The sequence below is a fragment of the Egibacteraceae bacterium genome, assembly GCA_035540635.1.
Lineage (GTDB): Bacteria > Actinomycetota > Nitriliruptoria > Euzebyales > Egibacteraceae > DATLGH01.
The window spans coordinates 1-15,579 of the sequence record DATLGH010000048.1 but is presented as its reverse complement, the minus strand read 5'-3'; the positions used below and the strand labels follow the sequence as shown (position 1 = coordinate 15,579).

Below are 15,579 nucleotides of genomic sequence, written 5' to 3'. Positions count from 1 at the left end.
GGAGGACGAGGTGCTGCGCGTCGTCGGCGATTCGTCCAAGCGCGGACGCGACCACCTCGAGCTGGCGGGCGCGCAGATCGACATGAAGCGCGGCGCCCGCCTGTCGGGCTCGCGCTTCGCCTACCTGCGCGGCGACCTCGTGATGCTCGAGATGGCGCTCGTGCAGTGGGCGCTGGCGAAGCTGCGCGGCAAGGGCTTCGAGCCCGTCATCCCGCCGGTGCTCGTGCGCGAGCACGCGCTCTACGGAACCGGCATGCTGCCGGACACCGAGCAGCAGATCTACCACGTGCCCTCCGACGAGCTGTACCTGGCGGGCACGAGCGAGGTTGCGCTCGCGTCGCTGCACGCGAGCGAGATCCTCGACGCAGCCGAGCTGCCGCTGCGCTACGCCGGCTTCTCGCCGTGCTTCCGGCGCGAGGCCGGCGCCGCCGGCAAGGACACGCGCGGCATCTTCCGCGTCCACCAGTTCGACAAGGTCGAGATGTTCTCGTTCGTCGACCCGGGCGCTTCGGAGGAGGAGCACGCGCGCCTGCGCGATCTGCAGATCGACCTGCTCGCCGGTCTGGGCCTGCACGGGCGCGTCGTCGACATCCCGGTCGGCGACCTCGGCGACGCGGCCGCCCGCAAGTACGACATCGAGGTGTGGCTGCCGGGCCAGGAGGCGTACCGGGAGCTCACGAGCGCGTCGAACTGCACCGACTACCAGGCCCGCCGGCTGCGCTGCCGCTACCGGGTGGCCGACAAGGAGACGGCGCTCGTGCACACGCTGAACGGCACCGCGGTCGCCGTGGGCCGCACGATCATCGCACTCCTCGAGACACACCAGCGGGCGGACGGCACCGTTGCGGTGCCTGAGGCGCTCCGATCCCACCTCGGCGCGGACGTCATCGGCTGAGCCCCCGTCGGCGGGCCGCCGCGTACTCGGCGGGGTCGTTGACGTTGACGACCGAGTCGAGGCCGGGGTCGGCGGCGGCGAGCGCGGGGTCGGCGAGCAGGGCCGCCTCGTCGAGGCGCACGGTGCGGCAGTCGCCCGGCAGGTCCCCGAGGCGCAGGCGCCCCCCGGCCAGCCTCGCCTGGGCGGTCGGCAGCACGGCGGTGCGGTAGCCCGCGGCGAGCGGCTGCGCGCGCCCGCCCACGACGGGCAGCACGATGTCCGCGTCGTCGTCGAAGCCGGCGAGGACCCGACGCACGAAGGCCTCGCGGAGGAACGGCAGGTCGGTGGCGCACACGAACGCCCGGTCGGCGTCGCGCGCCGCCGCCGTGAGCCCGGCGACGAGACCCTGGAGCGGGCCGAGCCCGTCGCGCGGGTCGTCGACGACGCGGACGTCGGGGTGCAGCGGCGGCAAGTCCTGGCCGGCGGCGCGCACGACCACGACGGGACCCGTGACCGCCCTGCCGAGGACGTCGCAGGTGCGGCGCAGCAGCGTCGAGCCGTGCCACTCGAGCGCCGCCTTGGCCCTCCCCATCCGCGACGAGCGGCCCCCCGCGAGCACGACCCCGGCTGCGGGCAGGGTGCTGCGCACGGTCACGCCGGCTGACCGGGCGACCTCGCCGACGGTGTCGCGCATGTCGTTCCACCTCCTCGAGGCGACGCTACGGCCTCACGTCACCGAAGGGTCAAGCACGGGTTTGGCCTGCCGGCGCGCCCGGGCCGACCCTGACAGCAGAACGCCCCGGCCGAGACGGCCGGGGCGAGCGTGGGAGAAGGGCGTCAGACGACCCGCACGTTCGATGCCTGCTGGCCCTTCGGGCCCTGCGTCACCTCGAACTCGACCTTGCCTCCCTCGGGAAGCGTCTTGAAGCCGCTCCCCTGGATCGCGGAGAAGTGGACGAACACGTCGTCGCCGTCCTCCCGCTCGATGAAACCGAAACCCTTGTCGTCGGAGAACCACTTCACGGTGCCAACAGCCATGTGCAACCTCTTCTTTCGTGAGCACGGGTCCGAAAGTGAACCCGGGAAGGGATCTGCACCAGCGTGGTACCACTGCAGCGTTCGCGAAAGTCGCCCCTTCTCGGTCAAGTCTACCAGCGGATGGCGCCGGGTTGCCGGGCAGCTGGCAACCTTTCGGGGCCGTGCCGCACCCGGTTGGGAAGCCCCGTCTACGCGGGGCCGTTCGACGCGCGCCGAGCGACCCTACCGGCTGCGGCGCCGGCCGGCGGCGCTCCCTCGTCGGCCGCCGGCGGCGGCGCGGCGCCGCCCCGGTGGCGCTCGAGGTAGGCGTCGAAGCTCCACGGCTCGCGCCCCGGACCGCCGTCGAGGAACTTCTCCGCCGCTTTCTGCCCGCTTTCGAACAGCCGCCGCTGCGTCGGCCTGTCGAGGGAGAAGTCCGTCGACCGCACGCCCTTCGTGTCGATGAAGATGGTGCGGTCCACCGCCTCCTTCGACTCCAGGTGGAGCCGGTCGTGGAAGCTCGTCATCGTGCCGACCATGGCCCGTGTGAGGCTCAGGACCCCGCGCACGTCGAAGGCCGCCGCCTCGTCCGACGGGCGGTCCGACAGCTTGATGCCAAACGTCGGCCAGCGGGGTCGCTGCGCGTCCCGGCGGTCGAAGCACTCCACCGGGAAGTTCGAGAGCATGCCGCCGTCCACGAGCCAGCACTGCCGCCCGGTACGGCGGTCCTTCAGCTTGACGGGCCGGTAGAAGAACGGGATCGACATGGACGCGCGGACGGCGTCGACGACGGCGACCTCGTCGGCGTTGCAGCCGTAGCGGTGGTAGTCCCACGGCAGACGCCGCAGCGCTCCCTGCGTGACGTCGGAGACCATGACGACGAGCCGGTAGTCCTGCTCGGGGGGAAGGGAGGTGTTCGGGTCGTCGCCGCGGAGGTTCCCGAAGGTCCGCACCTGTCGGTCGGCGAGCTTCTCGGCCAGCCACTCCCGCAGGTAGTCGCCCCGGTAGATGCCGTTGCTCGTGAGCAGGGCGAGCAGCTGCCCCGGACCGCCCAGCCGCGACAGCGCGCTCGCGTCCTGGAACCGGCGGTAGTCGAGGGTCTCCATGATCTCGGCCATCGTCGCCGTCGGCATCCGCGCCGCGGTGAGCGCCCCGACGATGGCGCCCGCCGAGGTGCCCCCCACGCGCGAGAACCGGTAGCCGCGGTCCTCGAGCACGGACAGGGCGCCGACGAGGGCGATGCCCTTGACCCCACCGCCCTCGAGCACGAGGTCGGCGCAGAGGTCCGGTTGCTGCCCGCTGTCGGCCATGACTCGCTCCTTTTCGAAGGCTCGCCGCCGCCAACCCCGGATGACGTCCCGCGGCGGCCCGCCGCCTTCACCCGCAACCGCCTTCCCTCGCTATCCGGGCGAAGCGCACGAACACCATGGGCCAACCTGCGGGAATGCGCAAGCCCTTTCTGCCGGCCAGCGCCCGTGGACGAGGTGCACGGGAACCGGTTCGCCGTCGGCCGCCCGGAGGTCCGCGATGGGGCTCGAGCCGGTGGTGGGCGCGGGGGCCTCGTAGCGGCCCGCGAGGCCGACGAGTGCTCCGGGGCGCCACCCGGGCGTGCGGGCGGCGTGCGTGACGACACCCGCTGCTGCGCGCGCCCTCTTGGACCACCCGAGCACGGGCGGCCCTCCCCGCGGTGATGCGGGGGACGACGGTACCGGGAACCGCCGATGGGTCGTGTGGTCTGCGGCGGCAGCCATGCTTCATTATCGTGCCTGCCACCGGAGGGTGCGGTAGGCGTGGTCGCCGGTGCGTTGTACCGGCGCGCAGGGGAGCCGATGGGTAGCCTGCGCCGACCGACTGTGACGATGGAGCCTGTCCGTGGTGTCGAAGCCAGGGCTGCCGGGGCTTGCGGGTGTGGCCGTCGGCTTCCTCACGCGGCTGCCGGTGCGCCACCCCGGCCAGCTTCCCGACGACGCCCTGCGGCGTGCCGGTGGGGCGTTCCCCGCCGTGGGCCTGCTCGTCGGTGCGGTCGGCGTCGGCGTGCGCGCGCTCGCCGAACCGCTGTGGGGTCCCGTCGCGGCGACGGTGGTGGCTGTCGGCGCAACGATCGTCGTGACCGGCGCCCTGCACGAGGACGGCCTCGCCGACACCGCTGACGGGCTGTGGGGCGGCGGGGACCCCGCCGCGCGCGTCGCGATCCTGCGCGACAGCCGGCTCGGCACCTACGGCGTGCTCGTGCTCGTGCTCACCGTCGGGCTGCGGGTCGCGCTGCTCGCACCGCTCGGCCTCGCCGCCTTCGCCCGGGCGCTGCTGTGCGCGCACGTCCTCGGGCAGGGCGCCTCGCTGCTGCACGCCCACGCGCTGCCGCCGGCGGCCGCCAGCGGGTCGGGCGCACGCATGGCCGGCCGGCTGCCACGCGGCGGCGCCGCGTTCGCGGGCGCCACCGTGCTCGGCACCGTCGCCGCCGCCACAGGCCTGTGGGCCGTCGCACCGCTCGCCGCGGCCCTGACCGCAGCCCTCGGCACGGGGGTCCTGTTCCGCGCACGCTTCGGCGGCGTCACCGGTGACACCCTGGGGGCGGTGAACCAGGTCGCCCACCTGGCCGCGCTCGCCGCGGTGACCGCGCTGGCCGACGCCGGCCTCCTCTGACGACATCGCGCGTTGACAGCGCGGGAGGCGGTGGACTAGGTTCGCCCCGCTTACGCGGCGCCGGGAGGGTGCCGCGCCACCATCGCGACACACGCGAGAGGCGGTGGGTACCAGGAAGGCCGGTGCAAGTCCGGCGCGGTCCCGCCACTGTAACCGGGGAGCCCTCTCTCAACGGCCACTGCCTTCGGGCGGGAAGGCGAGAGCGCGGCGACGATCCGGGAGCCAGGAGACTGGCCCATCGCCTTGACCCCGGGGACGGGCTATCCCCAAGGAGGCTCTTCGCATGGGCACCGACCTCATTCACGGGCGCGACCTCGCCCTGCCCGCCGCATTCGTCATCGCTGCCGCGGTGGCGGTCCTCTACGCCGTCGGGTTCGACCAGGGGCCCCTCGCCGCGCTGTTCTCCGGCGCCATGAGCGAGTCGGGCGGCGTCCTGCACGACATGTTCCACGACGCCCGGCACCTGCTGGGCGCTCCCTGCCACTAGCGATGCTGCAGGCCAGCCTGCGCCGCGGTCTTGCGGCGGGGCTGCTCGCCGGCATCCTCGCGGGGCTTTTCGGCCTCGCCGCCGGCGAGCCGTCCCTCGACGCCGCGATCGCCCTCGAGCAGGCCGCCGACGCCGACGACCACGGGCTCGGCGAGACGCTCACCCGACCCGCTCAGAAGGTGGGCCTCGTCGCCGGCTCCGCCGCCGTCGGCGCCGTGGCCGGGCTGCTGTTCGGGCTCGCGGCCGCCTGGGCCGTCGGCCGCGTCGGCGGGGACGGCTGGAGCCGCAGCCTGAAGCTCGGCGCCGTCGCGGTCGGCGTCTTCGTCGTGCTGCCGGCGCTCGTCGTGCCCGCCAACCCTCCGGGGGTCGGTGACCCCGACACCGTCGGGACGCGCACCACCGCGTACCTGCTGAGCCTCCTCATCGGGCTGCTCACGGCGGCCGGCCTGCGCACCTGGGTCGCACGCCGCCGCGGGCAGGGTTGGCCGCGCGCCGTCCGCTGGGCGCTCGCCGGGGCGCTCGCGGCGCTCGTCGTCGCCGCGCTCGTCGCGACGCGTCCCGACCTGCCCAGGCCGCCCCCGGAGCTGACCGGCGGGCTGCTCTGGCGCTTCCGCCTCGCCGCCGTCACGACGCAGGGGATCCTCCTCGGGGGCACCGCGCTGCTCTTCGGGTTGTTCGTCCGCCGCGCCGAGCGCGCCGCCGCCACCGCGCCGGCCGCAGCGCAGGCGGCGGGGCCGTGAGCGCCGCGCCGGCTCTTGCGGTGGGCTGGGCCGCCGACGCGGCCGTCGGTGACCCGCGCCGCTTCCACCCCGTCGCGGGGTTCGGCGCGGCAGCGGCACGCGTCGAGGGTCGTTGGTGGCGCGACAGCCGGGCGGCGGGCACCACCTACGCCGGGATGCTCGTCGGCGCACCGACGGTCGCCGTATGGGCCCTGGACCGGTGGGCGCGCCGCCGCGGCGCCGTGCCGGCGGGCCTGCTCACCGCAGCGGTCGTGTGGGCGGCGACCGGTGGCCGCTCGCTCGCTGCCGCCGGCCGGCGCCTCGCCGGCGCGCTCGACCGCGACGACCTCCCCGCCGCCCGGGAGATCCTGCCGTCGCTCTGCGGGCGTGACCCGTCCGGCCTCGACGCCAAGGCGCTGGCGCAGGCGGGTGTCGAGTCGCTCGCCGAGAACACCGCCGACGCTGTCACCGGCCCGCTCGTGTGGGGAGCGCTCGCCGGCCCGGCGGGGGCCGTCGCGCACCGCTGCGCGAACACCCTCGACGCGATGGTCGGCCACCGCAGCCCCCGCCACGCGCGCTTCGGCTGGGCGGCGGCGCGCCTGGACGACGCGCTCGGTTGGCTGCCCGCCCGCGTGACGACGGTCCTGCTCGCCGCGCTCGCACCGGCGGTCGGGGGCTCGGCCCGGGCCGCGTGGGCGACCGCGCGCCGCGACGGCGGGCGCCACCCGAGCCCGAACGCCGGCCGCTGCGAGGCCGCCATGGCCGGCGGGCTCGGCGTCCGCCTCGGCGGGACGATCCGCTACGGCGACGGGCAGGGCGGCCCCGCCCCCCGCGCCGCCGGCGGCACAGAGCTGCGCGGCCCCTTCGGCCATGGTCCGCCGCCCGGGCCCGCCGACGTCCGCCGGGCCGTGCGCCTGTCGCGGCTCGCGGGGGCGGCCGCCGCTGCCCTGGCGTCGACGGCGTCCCTGGCCGCAACGGCTCCGTGGAGGCAACGGTGACCGGCGCGCTGCTCGTCGCGGGCACGACGTCGGACGCCGGCAAGACCGTCGTCGTCGCCGGGCTGTGCCGGTGGCTGGCCCGCCAGGGCGTGAAGGTCGCCCCGTTCAAGGCCCAGAACATGGCCTTGAACGCCGCCGTCACGGCTGACGGCGCCGAGATCGGCCGCGCCCAGGCGGTGCAGGCTGCCGCGGCGGGAGTCGAGGCGGAGGCGGTCATGAACCCCGTGCTGCTCAAGCCCTCGGCGGGCGGGCGGACCCAGGTCGTCGTGCTCGGCCGCCCCGCAGGCGAGGAGGACGCCCGCAGCTACCAGCGGCGCAAGGCCGAGCTGCGCGCCGTCGTCCTCGACGCGCTCGCCGACCTGCGGGCCCGCTACGACGTCGTCGTCTGCGAGGGCGCCGGCAGCCCCGCCGAGGTGAACCTCCGCCACGCGGATATCGCGAACATGGGGCTCGCCCGCGCCGCCGGCCTGCCCACCGTCGTCGTCGGCGACATCGACCGGGGCGGCGTCCTGGCCGCGTTCGCGGGGACGCTCGCGCTGCTCGAGCCCGCCGACCAGGCCCTTGTCGCGGGGTTCGTCGTGAACAAGTTCCGCGGCGACCCGGGGGTGCTCGCCCCGGGCCTGGACGAGCTCGAGGCCCGCACCGGCCGGCCCACCCTCGGGGTCCTGCCGTGGCTCGGCGGCCTCGCCGTCGACGCCGAGGACTCCCTCGCCCTCGACGCGCCCCGTCCCGACGCGGGCCCGCCCGTCGGGGAGGAGGGACTCGACGTCGCCGTCGTCCGCCTGCCGCACACGAGCAACGCCACCGACGTCGACCCGCTCGCCTGCGAACCGGGCGTGTCCGTGCGCTTCACGACCCGGCCCGCCGACGTCGCCGCCGCCGACCTCGCCGTCGTGCCGGGCACGAAGGCCACCGTCGCCGACCTCGCCTGGGTACGCGCGACCGGCATCGCCGGCGCCCTCGCCGCCCGCGCGGAGCGGGGCGACCCCGTCCTCGGCGTCTGCGGCGGCTACCAGCTGCTCGGGCGGCGCATCACCGACGGCGTCGAGTCCGCGGCCGGCACGGTGGCGGGGCTCGGACTGCTGCCGGCCGACACGACGTTCGCACCCGACAAGCTGCTCGCGCGCCCCGCGGGCCACAGCGCCTTCCTGGGCGGGGCCCGGGTCGGCGGCTACGAGATCCGCCACGGGCGCGTCGCGGTCAGCGGCGGCGAGCCGCTCGCCGTCAGCGCCGACGGCACGCCGGAGGGCTGCGTCGCCGGCGCGGTGGCGGGCACCTCGTGGCACGGCCTGCTCGAGCACGACGACGCCCGCCGGGCCCTGCTCGCGTGGGTCGCCGCCACGCGCCGCCGGGCCTTCGTGGCCGCCCGGGTGTGCTTCGCCGACGTGCGCGAGCGCCGGCTCGACGCCCTCGCCGACCTCCTCGCCGACCACGCGGACACCGCGGCGCTGCGCCGCCTCGTCGAGGCCGGTCCGCCGCCGGGTCTGCCCGCCGTACGCCTGGTGACGGGGGCGGCGCGGTGATCGTGCTCATCACCACCGCCGACACCGAGGTGCTCGCCGCCCGCCGCGCCGTCGCGGCGCTGCCGCCGGACTTCCCGGAGGTACGCAGCCTCAACCCGAGCCTGCACCCCGACCCGGTGGCGCTCGCCGACGAGCTCGCGGACGCCGGCCCGGCGGTCGTCCTCGTGCGCCTCCTCGGGGGCCGGCGCGCCTGGGCCGACGGGTTCGACCGGCTCGCGGCCCGCTGCCGGGACGCCGGCGTGCCGCTGCTCGCCTTCTCCGGGGAGGCCACCGCCGACGCCGAGCTCACCGCCGCCTCGACCGCACCCGCGGGCGCCCTCGCCGACGCGTTCGAGTACCTCGTCCAGGGCGGGGTGGCCAACACCGCCCAGCTGCTGCGCTTCGTCGCCGACACGCTGGTGCGCACGGGTTTCGGCTTCGAGCCGCCCGAGCCGCTGCCCGAGGAGGGCCGCTACGGTGAGCGCGCGCACGACCCGGCCCGCCCCACGGTCGGCGTCGTCTTCTACCGCACCCACTGGATGAGCGGGAACACCGGCTTCGTCGACGTCCTCTGCGACGCGATCGAGGACGCCGGCGCGAACGCGCTGCCGGTGTTCTGCTACTCGCTGCGACCGCGCGACGGCGAGGTCGCCGCCCTCGACCTGCTGCGCGGGCAGGTCGACGCGGTCGTGACCACCGTGCTCGCCATGGGCGGCGCGAACGCCGCCGACAGCGACGACGGCTGGGCCGTGCCGGCGCTCGAGGCGCTCGACGTGCCGGTGCTCCAGGCGGTCTGCGCGACGTCGAGCCGGGCGGCGTGGGCGGCCAGTGACCAGGGCCTGTCGCCGCTCGACACCGCGATGCAGGTCGCGCTGCCCGAGTTCGACGGGCGGATCGTGTCGGCGCCGTTCTCGTTCAAGCAGGTCCGCGACGGCGTCGCGACCTACGCCGCCGACCCGGAGCGGGCCGCGCGCGTGGCCGGCACCGCCGTCCGTCTCGCCCGCCTGCGCCGCGACCCCGCCCGTGGCAAGCGCGTCGCCGTCGTCCTGTCGAACTACCCCACGAAGCACAGCCGCATCGGCAACGCGGTCGGCCTCGACACGCCCGCGAGCGCCGTCGCGGTGCTCGACGCGCTGACCGCCGCCGGCTACGACACCGGCACGTGGGCCGCCGAGCGCGCCGCCGGCGCCGGCGAGGACCGGCCGCCCGGTGACGCGCTCGTCCACGCGCTCATCGCCGCGGGCGGGTTCGACACGGAGTTCCTCACCGACGAGCAGCTCGCCCGCCAGCCCGCTCGCCTGCCCGCGGGCCGCTACGCCGAGCGGTTCGCGCGCCTCGACGCCGGCCTCGCCGGGGCCATGACCGCCACGTGGGGCCCGCCGCCCGGCGAGCTCTACGTCCACGACGGCGACCTCGCCTTCGCGGCGCTGCGCTACGGCGACGTGCTCGTCGCGGTTCAGCCGCCGCGCGGCTTCGGCGAGAACCCCGTCGCGATCTACCACGACCCCGACCTCGCCCCGACCCACCACTACCTCGCGTTCTACCGCTGGCTCGACGAGGAGTGGGGCGCGGACGCCATCGTGCACCTCGGCAAGCACGGCACGCTCGAGTGGATGCCGGGCAAGGGCCTCGGCCTGTCGGCGGCATGCGCGCCCGACGCGATCCTCGGCGACGTCCCGCTGCTCTACCCCTTCGTCGTGAACGACCCCGGGGAGGGCACGCAGGCGAAGCGCCGCGGGCACGCGCTGATCGTCGACCACCTCGTCCCGCCGATGACCCGTGCGGAGACCTACGACGAGCTCGCCCGGCTCGAGCAGCTGCTCGACGAGTACTACCACGTCCAGGTGATGGACCCGGCCAAGCAGCGGGCGCTGCAGGGCGAGATCTGGCACCTGCTGCGCGCCGCCGAGCTGACCCGTGACCTCGGCCTGGCCGACCGGGGGGAGGAGGTGTCGGGCGGGGTGCCTCCAGACTTCGACGACCTCATCGTCCACGTCGACGGCTACCTCTGCGAGATCAAGGACCTGCAGATCCGCGGCGGTCTGCACGTCCTCGGCCGCGCCCCTACGGGTGAGGACCGCGTCGGGCTCGTGCTCGCGATCCTGCGCCTGCCGCAGGCGGGTGTGGAAGGGCTGCGCCAGGCCGTCGCGGCGACGTTCGGGCTCGACGAGGCGGCGCTGCTCGACAAGCCGGGCGCGCCGGCGCCCGCGCCACCCGCGCTCGTCGCGCGCTTCCCCGGCCCGGCCCGGACCGCGAGCGACCTCGTCGACCGGCTCGAGGAGGCCGCCCGCGCGCTCGTCGAGGCGATGGACGCCCGCCGCTGGGACCCCGGCGCCGCCGGGGCGGTCACGGCCGAGATCCTCGGCGATCCCGCGCCCGAGGTGGCACGCACGCTCGCCTTCGCCGGCACCGACGTCGTGCCGCGCCTGGACGCCACCGACCGGGAGCTCGGCAACCTCGTGCGCGGCCTCGCCGGGCGTTATGTGCCGGCGGGACCGAGCGGCTCGCCGACGCGCGGGCGCGCCGACGTGCTGCCGACCGGCAAGAACTTCTACTCGGTCGACCCGAAGGCCCTGCCGAGCGAGCTGTCGTGGCAGGTCGGCCAACGCCTCGCCGCCGACCTCGTCGCCCGCCACGTCGAGGAGGAGGGCGTCGTCCCGCGCCAGGTCGGCATCGTCGTGTGGGGCACCGCGGCGATGCGCACCCACGGCGACGACATCGCCGAGATCCTCGCGCTGCTCGGCGTCCGCCCGGTGTGGAACCGCGAGTCGCGGCGCGTCACGGGCCTCGAGCTGATCAGCCTGGCCGAGCTCGCCCGCCCGCGCGTCGACGTGACCGTGCGCATCAGCGGGTTCTTCCGCGACGCCTTCCCCCACCTCGTCACCCTCCTCGACGACGCCGTCGCGATGGTCGCCGGCCTCGACGAGCCCGGCGAGGACAACCCCCTGGCCGCCAACGCCCACGCCGACCGCGAGCGCCTCGTCGCCGAGGGGGTCGCCCCCGACGAGGCGGCCCGGCGCGCCACCGCCCGGGTGTTCGGCTCAAAGCCTGGCGCGTACGGCGCGGGCCTCCTGCCGCTCATCGACGCCCGCAACTGGCAGACCGACGCCGACCTCGCCGAGGTGTACGCGACGTGGGGCGGCTACGCCTACGGCCGCGGCCTCGACGGCGCGCCCGCACGCGCGGACATGGAGCGCACGTTCGCGCGCATGCAGGTCGCGGTGAAGAACACCGACACCCGCGAGCACGACCTGCTCGACTCCGACGACTACTTCCAGTACCACGGCGGGATGGTCGCCGCCGTCCGGGCGCTCACGGGCACCTCGCCGAAGGCCTACATCGGTGACTCCGCCGACCCCGCCAGGGTGCGCACGCGCGACCTGCGCGAGGAGACCGCGCGGGTGTTCCGCGCCCGCGTCGCGAACCCGAAGTGGATCGCGGCGATGGCCCGCCACGGCTACAAGGGCGCCTTCGAGCTGTCGGCGACCGTGGACTACCTGTTCGGCTACGACGCGACCGCCGGCGTCGTCGAGGACTGGATGTACGAGACGCTGTCGGCGAAGTACGTCTTCGACGCCGACGTGCGGGCGTTCCTCGAGCAGTCCAACCCCTGGGCGCTGCGGGCGATCACCGAGCGGCTGCTCGAGGCCGCCGACCGGTCGCTGTGGGCCGAGCCCGACCCCGACACCCTCGGCCGGCTGCGGGCCACGTACCTCGAGCTCGAGGGTGATCTGGAGGACCGCTCGTGACCGCCCCCTACCCGTTCTCCGCGATCGTCGGCGCCGACGACCTGAAGACCGCGCTGCTGCTCAACACCGTCAACCCCGCGATCGGCGGGGTGCTTGTCCGCGGCGAGAAGGGCACCGCGAAGTCGACGGCCGTGCGGGGCCTCGCCGCGCTGCTGCCCGAGGTCGCCGTCGTCGCCGGCTGCCGGTTCGCCTGCGACCCCGACGCGCCCGACCCCGGCTGCCCCGACCGCGGCGCGCACGGGCCGGCCGCGATGCGCCCGGTGCGCCTCGTGGAGCTGCCGGTCGGCGCGAGCGAGGACCGCCTCGCCGGCTCCCTCGACCTCGAGCGCGCACTCGTCGAGGGCACCCGCGCGTTCGAGCCGGGCCTGCTCGCCGGGGCGCACCGCGGGCTGCTCTACGTCGACGAGGTCAACCTGCTCGGCGACCACCTCGTCGACCTGCTCCTCGACGCCGCGGCGATGGGCACGAACATCGTCGAGCGCGAGGGCGTGAGCGTCCGCCACCCCGCTCGATTCCAGCTCGTCGGCACGATGAACCCCGAGGAGGGCGAGCTGCGCCCGCAGATGCTCGACCGGTTCGGGCTCTCCGTCGACGTCCGCGCCAGCCGCGACCCCGCCGAGCGCGCGGAGGTCGTGCGCCGCCGGCTGGCCTACGAGGCCGATGCCGCCGGCTTCGCCGCCGCGTGGGCCGACGCCGACGCGGACGTTGCCGCGACCGTGGTGGCCGCCCGCAAGCTGCTCGCCGAGGTCGTGCTGCCCGAGACCGCCCTCGCCGCGGTCGTCGCCGCCTGCTCCGCCTTCGACGTCGACGGCATGCGCGCCGACCTCGTCACCGCGAAGGCCGCCACGGCGCTCGCCGCCTGGGACGGTCGCACGACGGTGACCGTCGCCGACGTCCGCGCCGCCGCGCTGCTCGCCCTGCCCCACCGCCGCCGGCGGGGCCCGTTCGAAGCGCCCGGCATCGACGAGGAGCAGCTCGACCGGGCCCTCGAGGGCATCGACGACGACAACCCCGACCCTCCCGGCGGCCAGCCGCCGGACGCGCCCCCACCGTCTTGCGGGGGGCCGGGCTCCGGTCCGCCGCCCGCCGGCGGGGACGCACCGGCGGAGGGCGCCGCGGACGACGGCGGGGCGCCGGCAGGGGCCGGGGGCGGTGACGGGCCCGCGGACGGGTCCGCCAGTGGCGCGCCCACCGTGCTGCCCGTCGGCGCGACCTTCGACCCGGTGCTGCTCGCCGCTCTCGGGTCCGGCGCCGGCGCCCTCGGACGGCGCAGCCCGGCCGAGAGCGACCACGGCCGCCACACCGGCGACCGGCGCCCGCGGGGGCCGCTGCGCGACGTCGCCCTCGGGGCCACGCTGCGGGCGGCGGCTCCCCGCCAGCGGGCGCGGGGACGCTCCGGCGCCGGGCTTATCCTGCGGCGCGACGACCTGCGGGAGAGGGTCCGCCGCGGCCGCGAGGGCAACCTCGTGCTGTTCGTCGTCGACGCGAGCGGCTCCATGGCCGCCCGCCGGCGGATGACCGCCGTGAAGGGCGCGGTCGCCTCGCTGCTGCTCGACACCTACCAGCGGCGTGACCGTGTGGGCCTCGTCACCTTCCGGGGCGACCACGCCGACGTGGCGCTGCCGCCGACCGCGTCGGTGGATCTGGCCGACCGCCTGCTCGCCGACCTGCCGACGGGGGGCCGCACGCCCCTCGCCGCGGGCATCGAACGCGCCGCCGAGGTGCTCGCGGCGGAGCGGGTGCGCGACCCGCGCCGGCGTCCGCTCGTCGTGCTGCTCACCGACGGCCGCGCGACGAGCGGCGGCCCCGACCCCGTCGGCGCCGCCGAGCGGGCCGCCGCGGGCCTCGCGCGCATGCGGGCCCCGACGGTCGTCGTCGACACCGAGGACGCCGTGGTCCGCCTCGACCTGGCGGGACGCCTCGCGGCCGCCGCCGGGGGCCCCCGCATCCGCCTCGAGGAGCTCGCCGCCGGCGCGCTCTCACGGGTCGTGCGCGCCGCCACCGCACCAGCCGCGAGGAGCGTCGCATGACCGTCGCCCCCGGCGCCCAGGAGCGTCCCCGTCGCCGCAAGCGCGACGCGCCGCTGCTCATCGTCAACACCGGCCACGGCAAGGGCAAGTCGACCGCGGCGTTCGGCGTCCTGCTCCGCGCGTGGGCGCAGGGCTGGCGCTGCGGCGTGTACCAGTTCGTGAAGTCCGGCAAGTGGCGGGTCGGCGAGCACAAGGCCGCGACGCTGCTGTCGTCGAGCGGCGAGGGCGGGACCATCGACTGGTTCAAGATGGGCGACGGGTGGACGTGGACGTCGCGGGACCTCGACCAGTCCGCCGACCTCGCCCGCGAGGGATGGGAGGAGGTCACGCGCCGCCTCGCCGACGAGACGTACGACTTCCTCCTCCTCGACGAGTTCACCTACCCGATGAAGTTCGGCTGGGTGGACACCGCCGAGGTGGTCGCGACGCTGCGCGACCGCCCCGGGTTCCAGCACGTCGTCGTGACCGGACGCGACGCGCCGCCTCAGCTGGTCGAGATCGCCGACCTCTGCAGCGAGGTCCGCAAGGTCAAGCACCCCTTCGACGCCGGTCAGCGCGGGCAGAAGGGCATCGAGTGGTGAGCGGCCCGGTCGTCGTGCTCGCGGTCCCCGACGGGGCGGCTGAGGCGCTGTCCGCACGCCCGACCGCGCTCGAGCAGGCGGCGACGCCGACCCTCGACCGGCTCGCGGCGCAGGGGCGGGTCCGCCGGGTGCGGACCATCCCGCGGGGACTGGCGGCGGGCACGGAGGTCGGGGTGCCGACGCTGCTCGGCGTGCGGCTCGCCACCGCGCCGTCGCGCGGGCGCCTCGAGGCTGCGGCCGCCGGGGTTGCGCTGGGCGCTGACGAGGGCGCGTGGCGGCTCGACCTCCTCCCCGGGACGCGGCCGGACGCGGGGGGGATCGCCCGGCTCGCCGCGGGGCTCGCGCCCCTCGGCGCCCGGGTGCGCCACCTCGGCGGCCACCGCCTCCTGCTCACCGGGCCCGCCGCCTGGGGTGACGCGCCGCCCGGGCCCCACCAGACCTCCCGGCCGCTCGCGGCGCTCGCCGGGCCTGCATTCGCTGCGGTGGCGGCGCTGGCAGTGGAGGCGCTCGGCGGTGTGCCGGCCTGGCCGTGGGGCCGCCTGGGCAGCGCCGCGGAGCTGCCCGACCTGACCGCGCTGCTCGGCCGGCCGGTCGTCGTCGTCGCCCAGGGCGGCGCCCCCGCCGGCGTGGCCGGGCTGCTCGGCTGCGACCTCGTGCGGGCCGCGCCCGGGGCGGGAGCCGCGGTGGCGGCGGACGCGGAGCCCGGCAGCCTCGTCGTGATCCACGACCCCCGCCCCGACGAGGCGGCCCATTGCCGGGACCGCGCCGGCAAGGTCGCTGCCGTCGAGGCCTTCGACCGCGACGTCGTCGCGCCGGCGCGCGCGGTCGTCGCCGCCCGCGGCGGCGTGCTCGTCGTCTGCCCCGACCACGGCTGCGATCCCCGGTCGGGCCGCCACGGCCGCGACCCGGTCCCGGCGGTGGTGTGGCAGGCCGCCGCCGCACCGGGGGGTGCGGCACCGGGGGATGCGGCACCGGGGGG

Annotated in this window: 13 protein-coding genes and 1 riboswitch; of the genes, 10 read left to right on the top strand and 3 right to left on the bottom strand. The window is 76.5% G+C overall.

All coding sequences use genetic code 11. The annotated features are described in order from the left end of the window. A partial coding sequence (serS, locus tag VM324_08510) for a serine--tRNA ligase (protein HVL99318.1) occupies window positions 1–895 on the top strand: 895 nt, incomplete at its 5' end. On the opposite strand, the gene VM324_08505 is transcribed toward serS, so the two are convergent. The 3 genes from VM324_08505 to VM324_08495 form a co-directional block, all read right to left on the bottom strand. Beyond that, the gene (locus VM324_08505) at window positions 885–1,568 is read right to left on the bottom strand and encodes a molybdenum cofactor guanylyltransferase (GenBank protein HVL99317.1); all 684 of its coding nucleotides are present in this window, start codon (window positions 1,566–1,568) and stop codon (window positions 885–887) included. The two genes, serS and VM324_08505, sit on opposite strands and share 11 nt — an antisense overlap. Window positions 1,569–1,711: 143 nt before the next feature. Beyond that, window positions 1,712–1,912, bottom strand: coding sequence for a cold-shock protein (locus VM324_08500; GenBank protein ID HVL99316.1), 201 nt, complete (start codon window positions 1,910–1,912; stop codon window positions 1,712–1,714). A gap of 188 nt (window positions 1,913–2,100) precedes the next feature. Continuing rightward, the gene (locus VM324_08495) at window positions 2,101–3,201 is read right to left on the bottom strand and encodes a patatin-like phospholipase family protein (protein ID HVL99315.1); all 1,101 of its coding nucleotides are present in this window, start codon (window positions 3,199–3,201) and stop codon (window positions 2,101–2,103) included. Between the two features lie 562 nt (window positions 3,202–3,763). Between VM324_08495 and cobS the strand changes: the two genes are divergently transcribed. The 9 genes from cobS to VM324_08450 all read left to right on the top strand — a co-directional run. Further along, the gene (gene cobS / locus VM324_08490; GenBank protein HVL99314.1) at window positions 3,764–4,534 is read left to right on the top strand and encodes an adenosylcobinamide-GDP ribazoletransferase; all 771 of its coding nucleotides are present in this window, start codon (window positions 3,764–3,766) and stop codon (window positions 4,532–4,534) included. A gap of 109 nt (window positions 4,535–4,643) precedes the next feature. Continuing rightward, window positions 4,644–4,767: riboswitch (cobalamin riboswitch) on the top strand. Between the two features lie 50 nt (window positions 4,768–4,817). Then, a complete protein-coding gene (locus VM324_08485) occupies window positions 4,818–5,021 on the top strand; it encodes a CbtB-domain containing protein (GenBank protein ID HVL99313.1) in 204 nt (67 codons plus the stop codon). Window positions 5,022–5,023: 2 nt separating this feature from the next. Continuing rightward, window positions 5,024–5,761 (top strand): CbtA family protein, encoded by a 738-nt coding sequence (locus VM324_08480; protein ID HVL99312.1) that lies wholly within the window; start codon window positions 5,024–5,026, stop codon window positions 5,759–5,761. Beyond that, window positions 5,758–6,738, top strand: a complete 981-nt coding sequence (locus VM324_08475) for a CobD/CbiB family cobalamin biosynthesis protein (GenBank protein HVL99311.1) — start codon at window positions 5,758–5,760, stop codon at window positions 6,736–6,738. Before VM324_08480 ends, VM324_08475 begins: the two co-directional genes overlap by 4 nt. After that, window positions 6,723–8,261 (top strand): cobyric acid synthase, encoded by a 1,539-nt coding sequence (locus tag VM324_08470; protein HVL99310.1) that lies wholly within the window; start codon window positions 6,723–6,725, stop codon window positions 8,259–8,261. The genes VM324_08475 and VM324_08470 overlap by 16 nt, the downstream gene beginning before the upstream one ends. Continuing rightward, on the top strand, window positions 8,258–11,989 hold the full coding sequence (gene cobN, locus VM324_08465; GenBank protein ID HVL99309.1) for a cobaltochelatase subunit CobN: 3,732 nt from the start codon (window positions 8,258–8,260) through the stop codon (window positions 11,987–11,989). The genes VM324_08470 and cobN overlap by 4 nt, the downstream gene beginning before the upstream one ends. Next, window positions 11,986–14,019, top strand: coding sequence for a putative cobaltochelatase (locus VM324_08460; GenBank protein ID HVL99308.1), 2,034 nt, complete (start codon window positions 11,986–11,988; stop codon window positions 14,017–14,019). The genes cobN and VM324_08460 overlap by 4 nt, the downstream gene beginning before the upstream one ends. Further along, complete coding sequence (cobO, locus tag VM324_08455) at window positions 14,016–14,600, top strand: cob(I)yrinic acid a,c-diamide adenosyltransferase (protein HVL99307.1); 585 nt, start codon at window positions 14,016–14,018, stop codon at window positions 14,598–14,600. The genes VM324_08460 and cobO overlap by 4 nt, the downstream gene beginning before the upstream one ends. Continuing rightward, a partial coding sequence (locus tag VM324_08450) for a hypothetical protein (protein HVL99306.1) occupies window positions 14,597–15,579 on the top strand: 983 nt, incomplete at its 3' end. The genes cobO and VM324_08450, both read left to right, overlap by 4 nt.

Coding starts and splice junctions, on each gene's coding strand:
- VM324_08505 (HVL99317.1), bottom strand. CDS start 1,568: ATGCGCGACACCGTCGGCGAGGTCGCCCGGTCAGCCGGCGTGACCGTG.
- VM324_08500 (HVL99316.1), bottom strand. CDS start 1,912: ATGGCTGTTGGCACCGTGAAGTGGTTCTCCGACGACAAGGGTTTCGGT.
- VM324_08495 (HVL99315.1), bottom strand. CDS start 3,201: ATGGCCGACAGCGGGCAGCAACCGGACCTCTGCGCCGACCTCGTGCTC.
- VM324_08485 (HVL99313.1), top strand. CDS start 4,818: ATGGGCACCGACCTCATTCACGGGCGCGACCTCGCCCTGCCCGCCGCA.
- VM324_08480 (HVL99312.1), top strand. CDS start 5,024: ATGCTGCAGGCCAGCCTGCGCCGCGGTCTTGCGGCGGGGCTGCTCGCC.
- cobO (HVL99307.1), top strand. CDS start 14,016: ATGACCGTCGCCCCCGGCGCCCAGGAGCGTCCCCGTCGCCGCAAGCGC.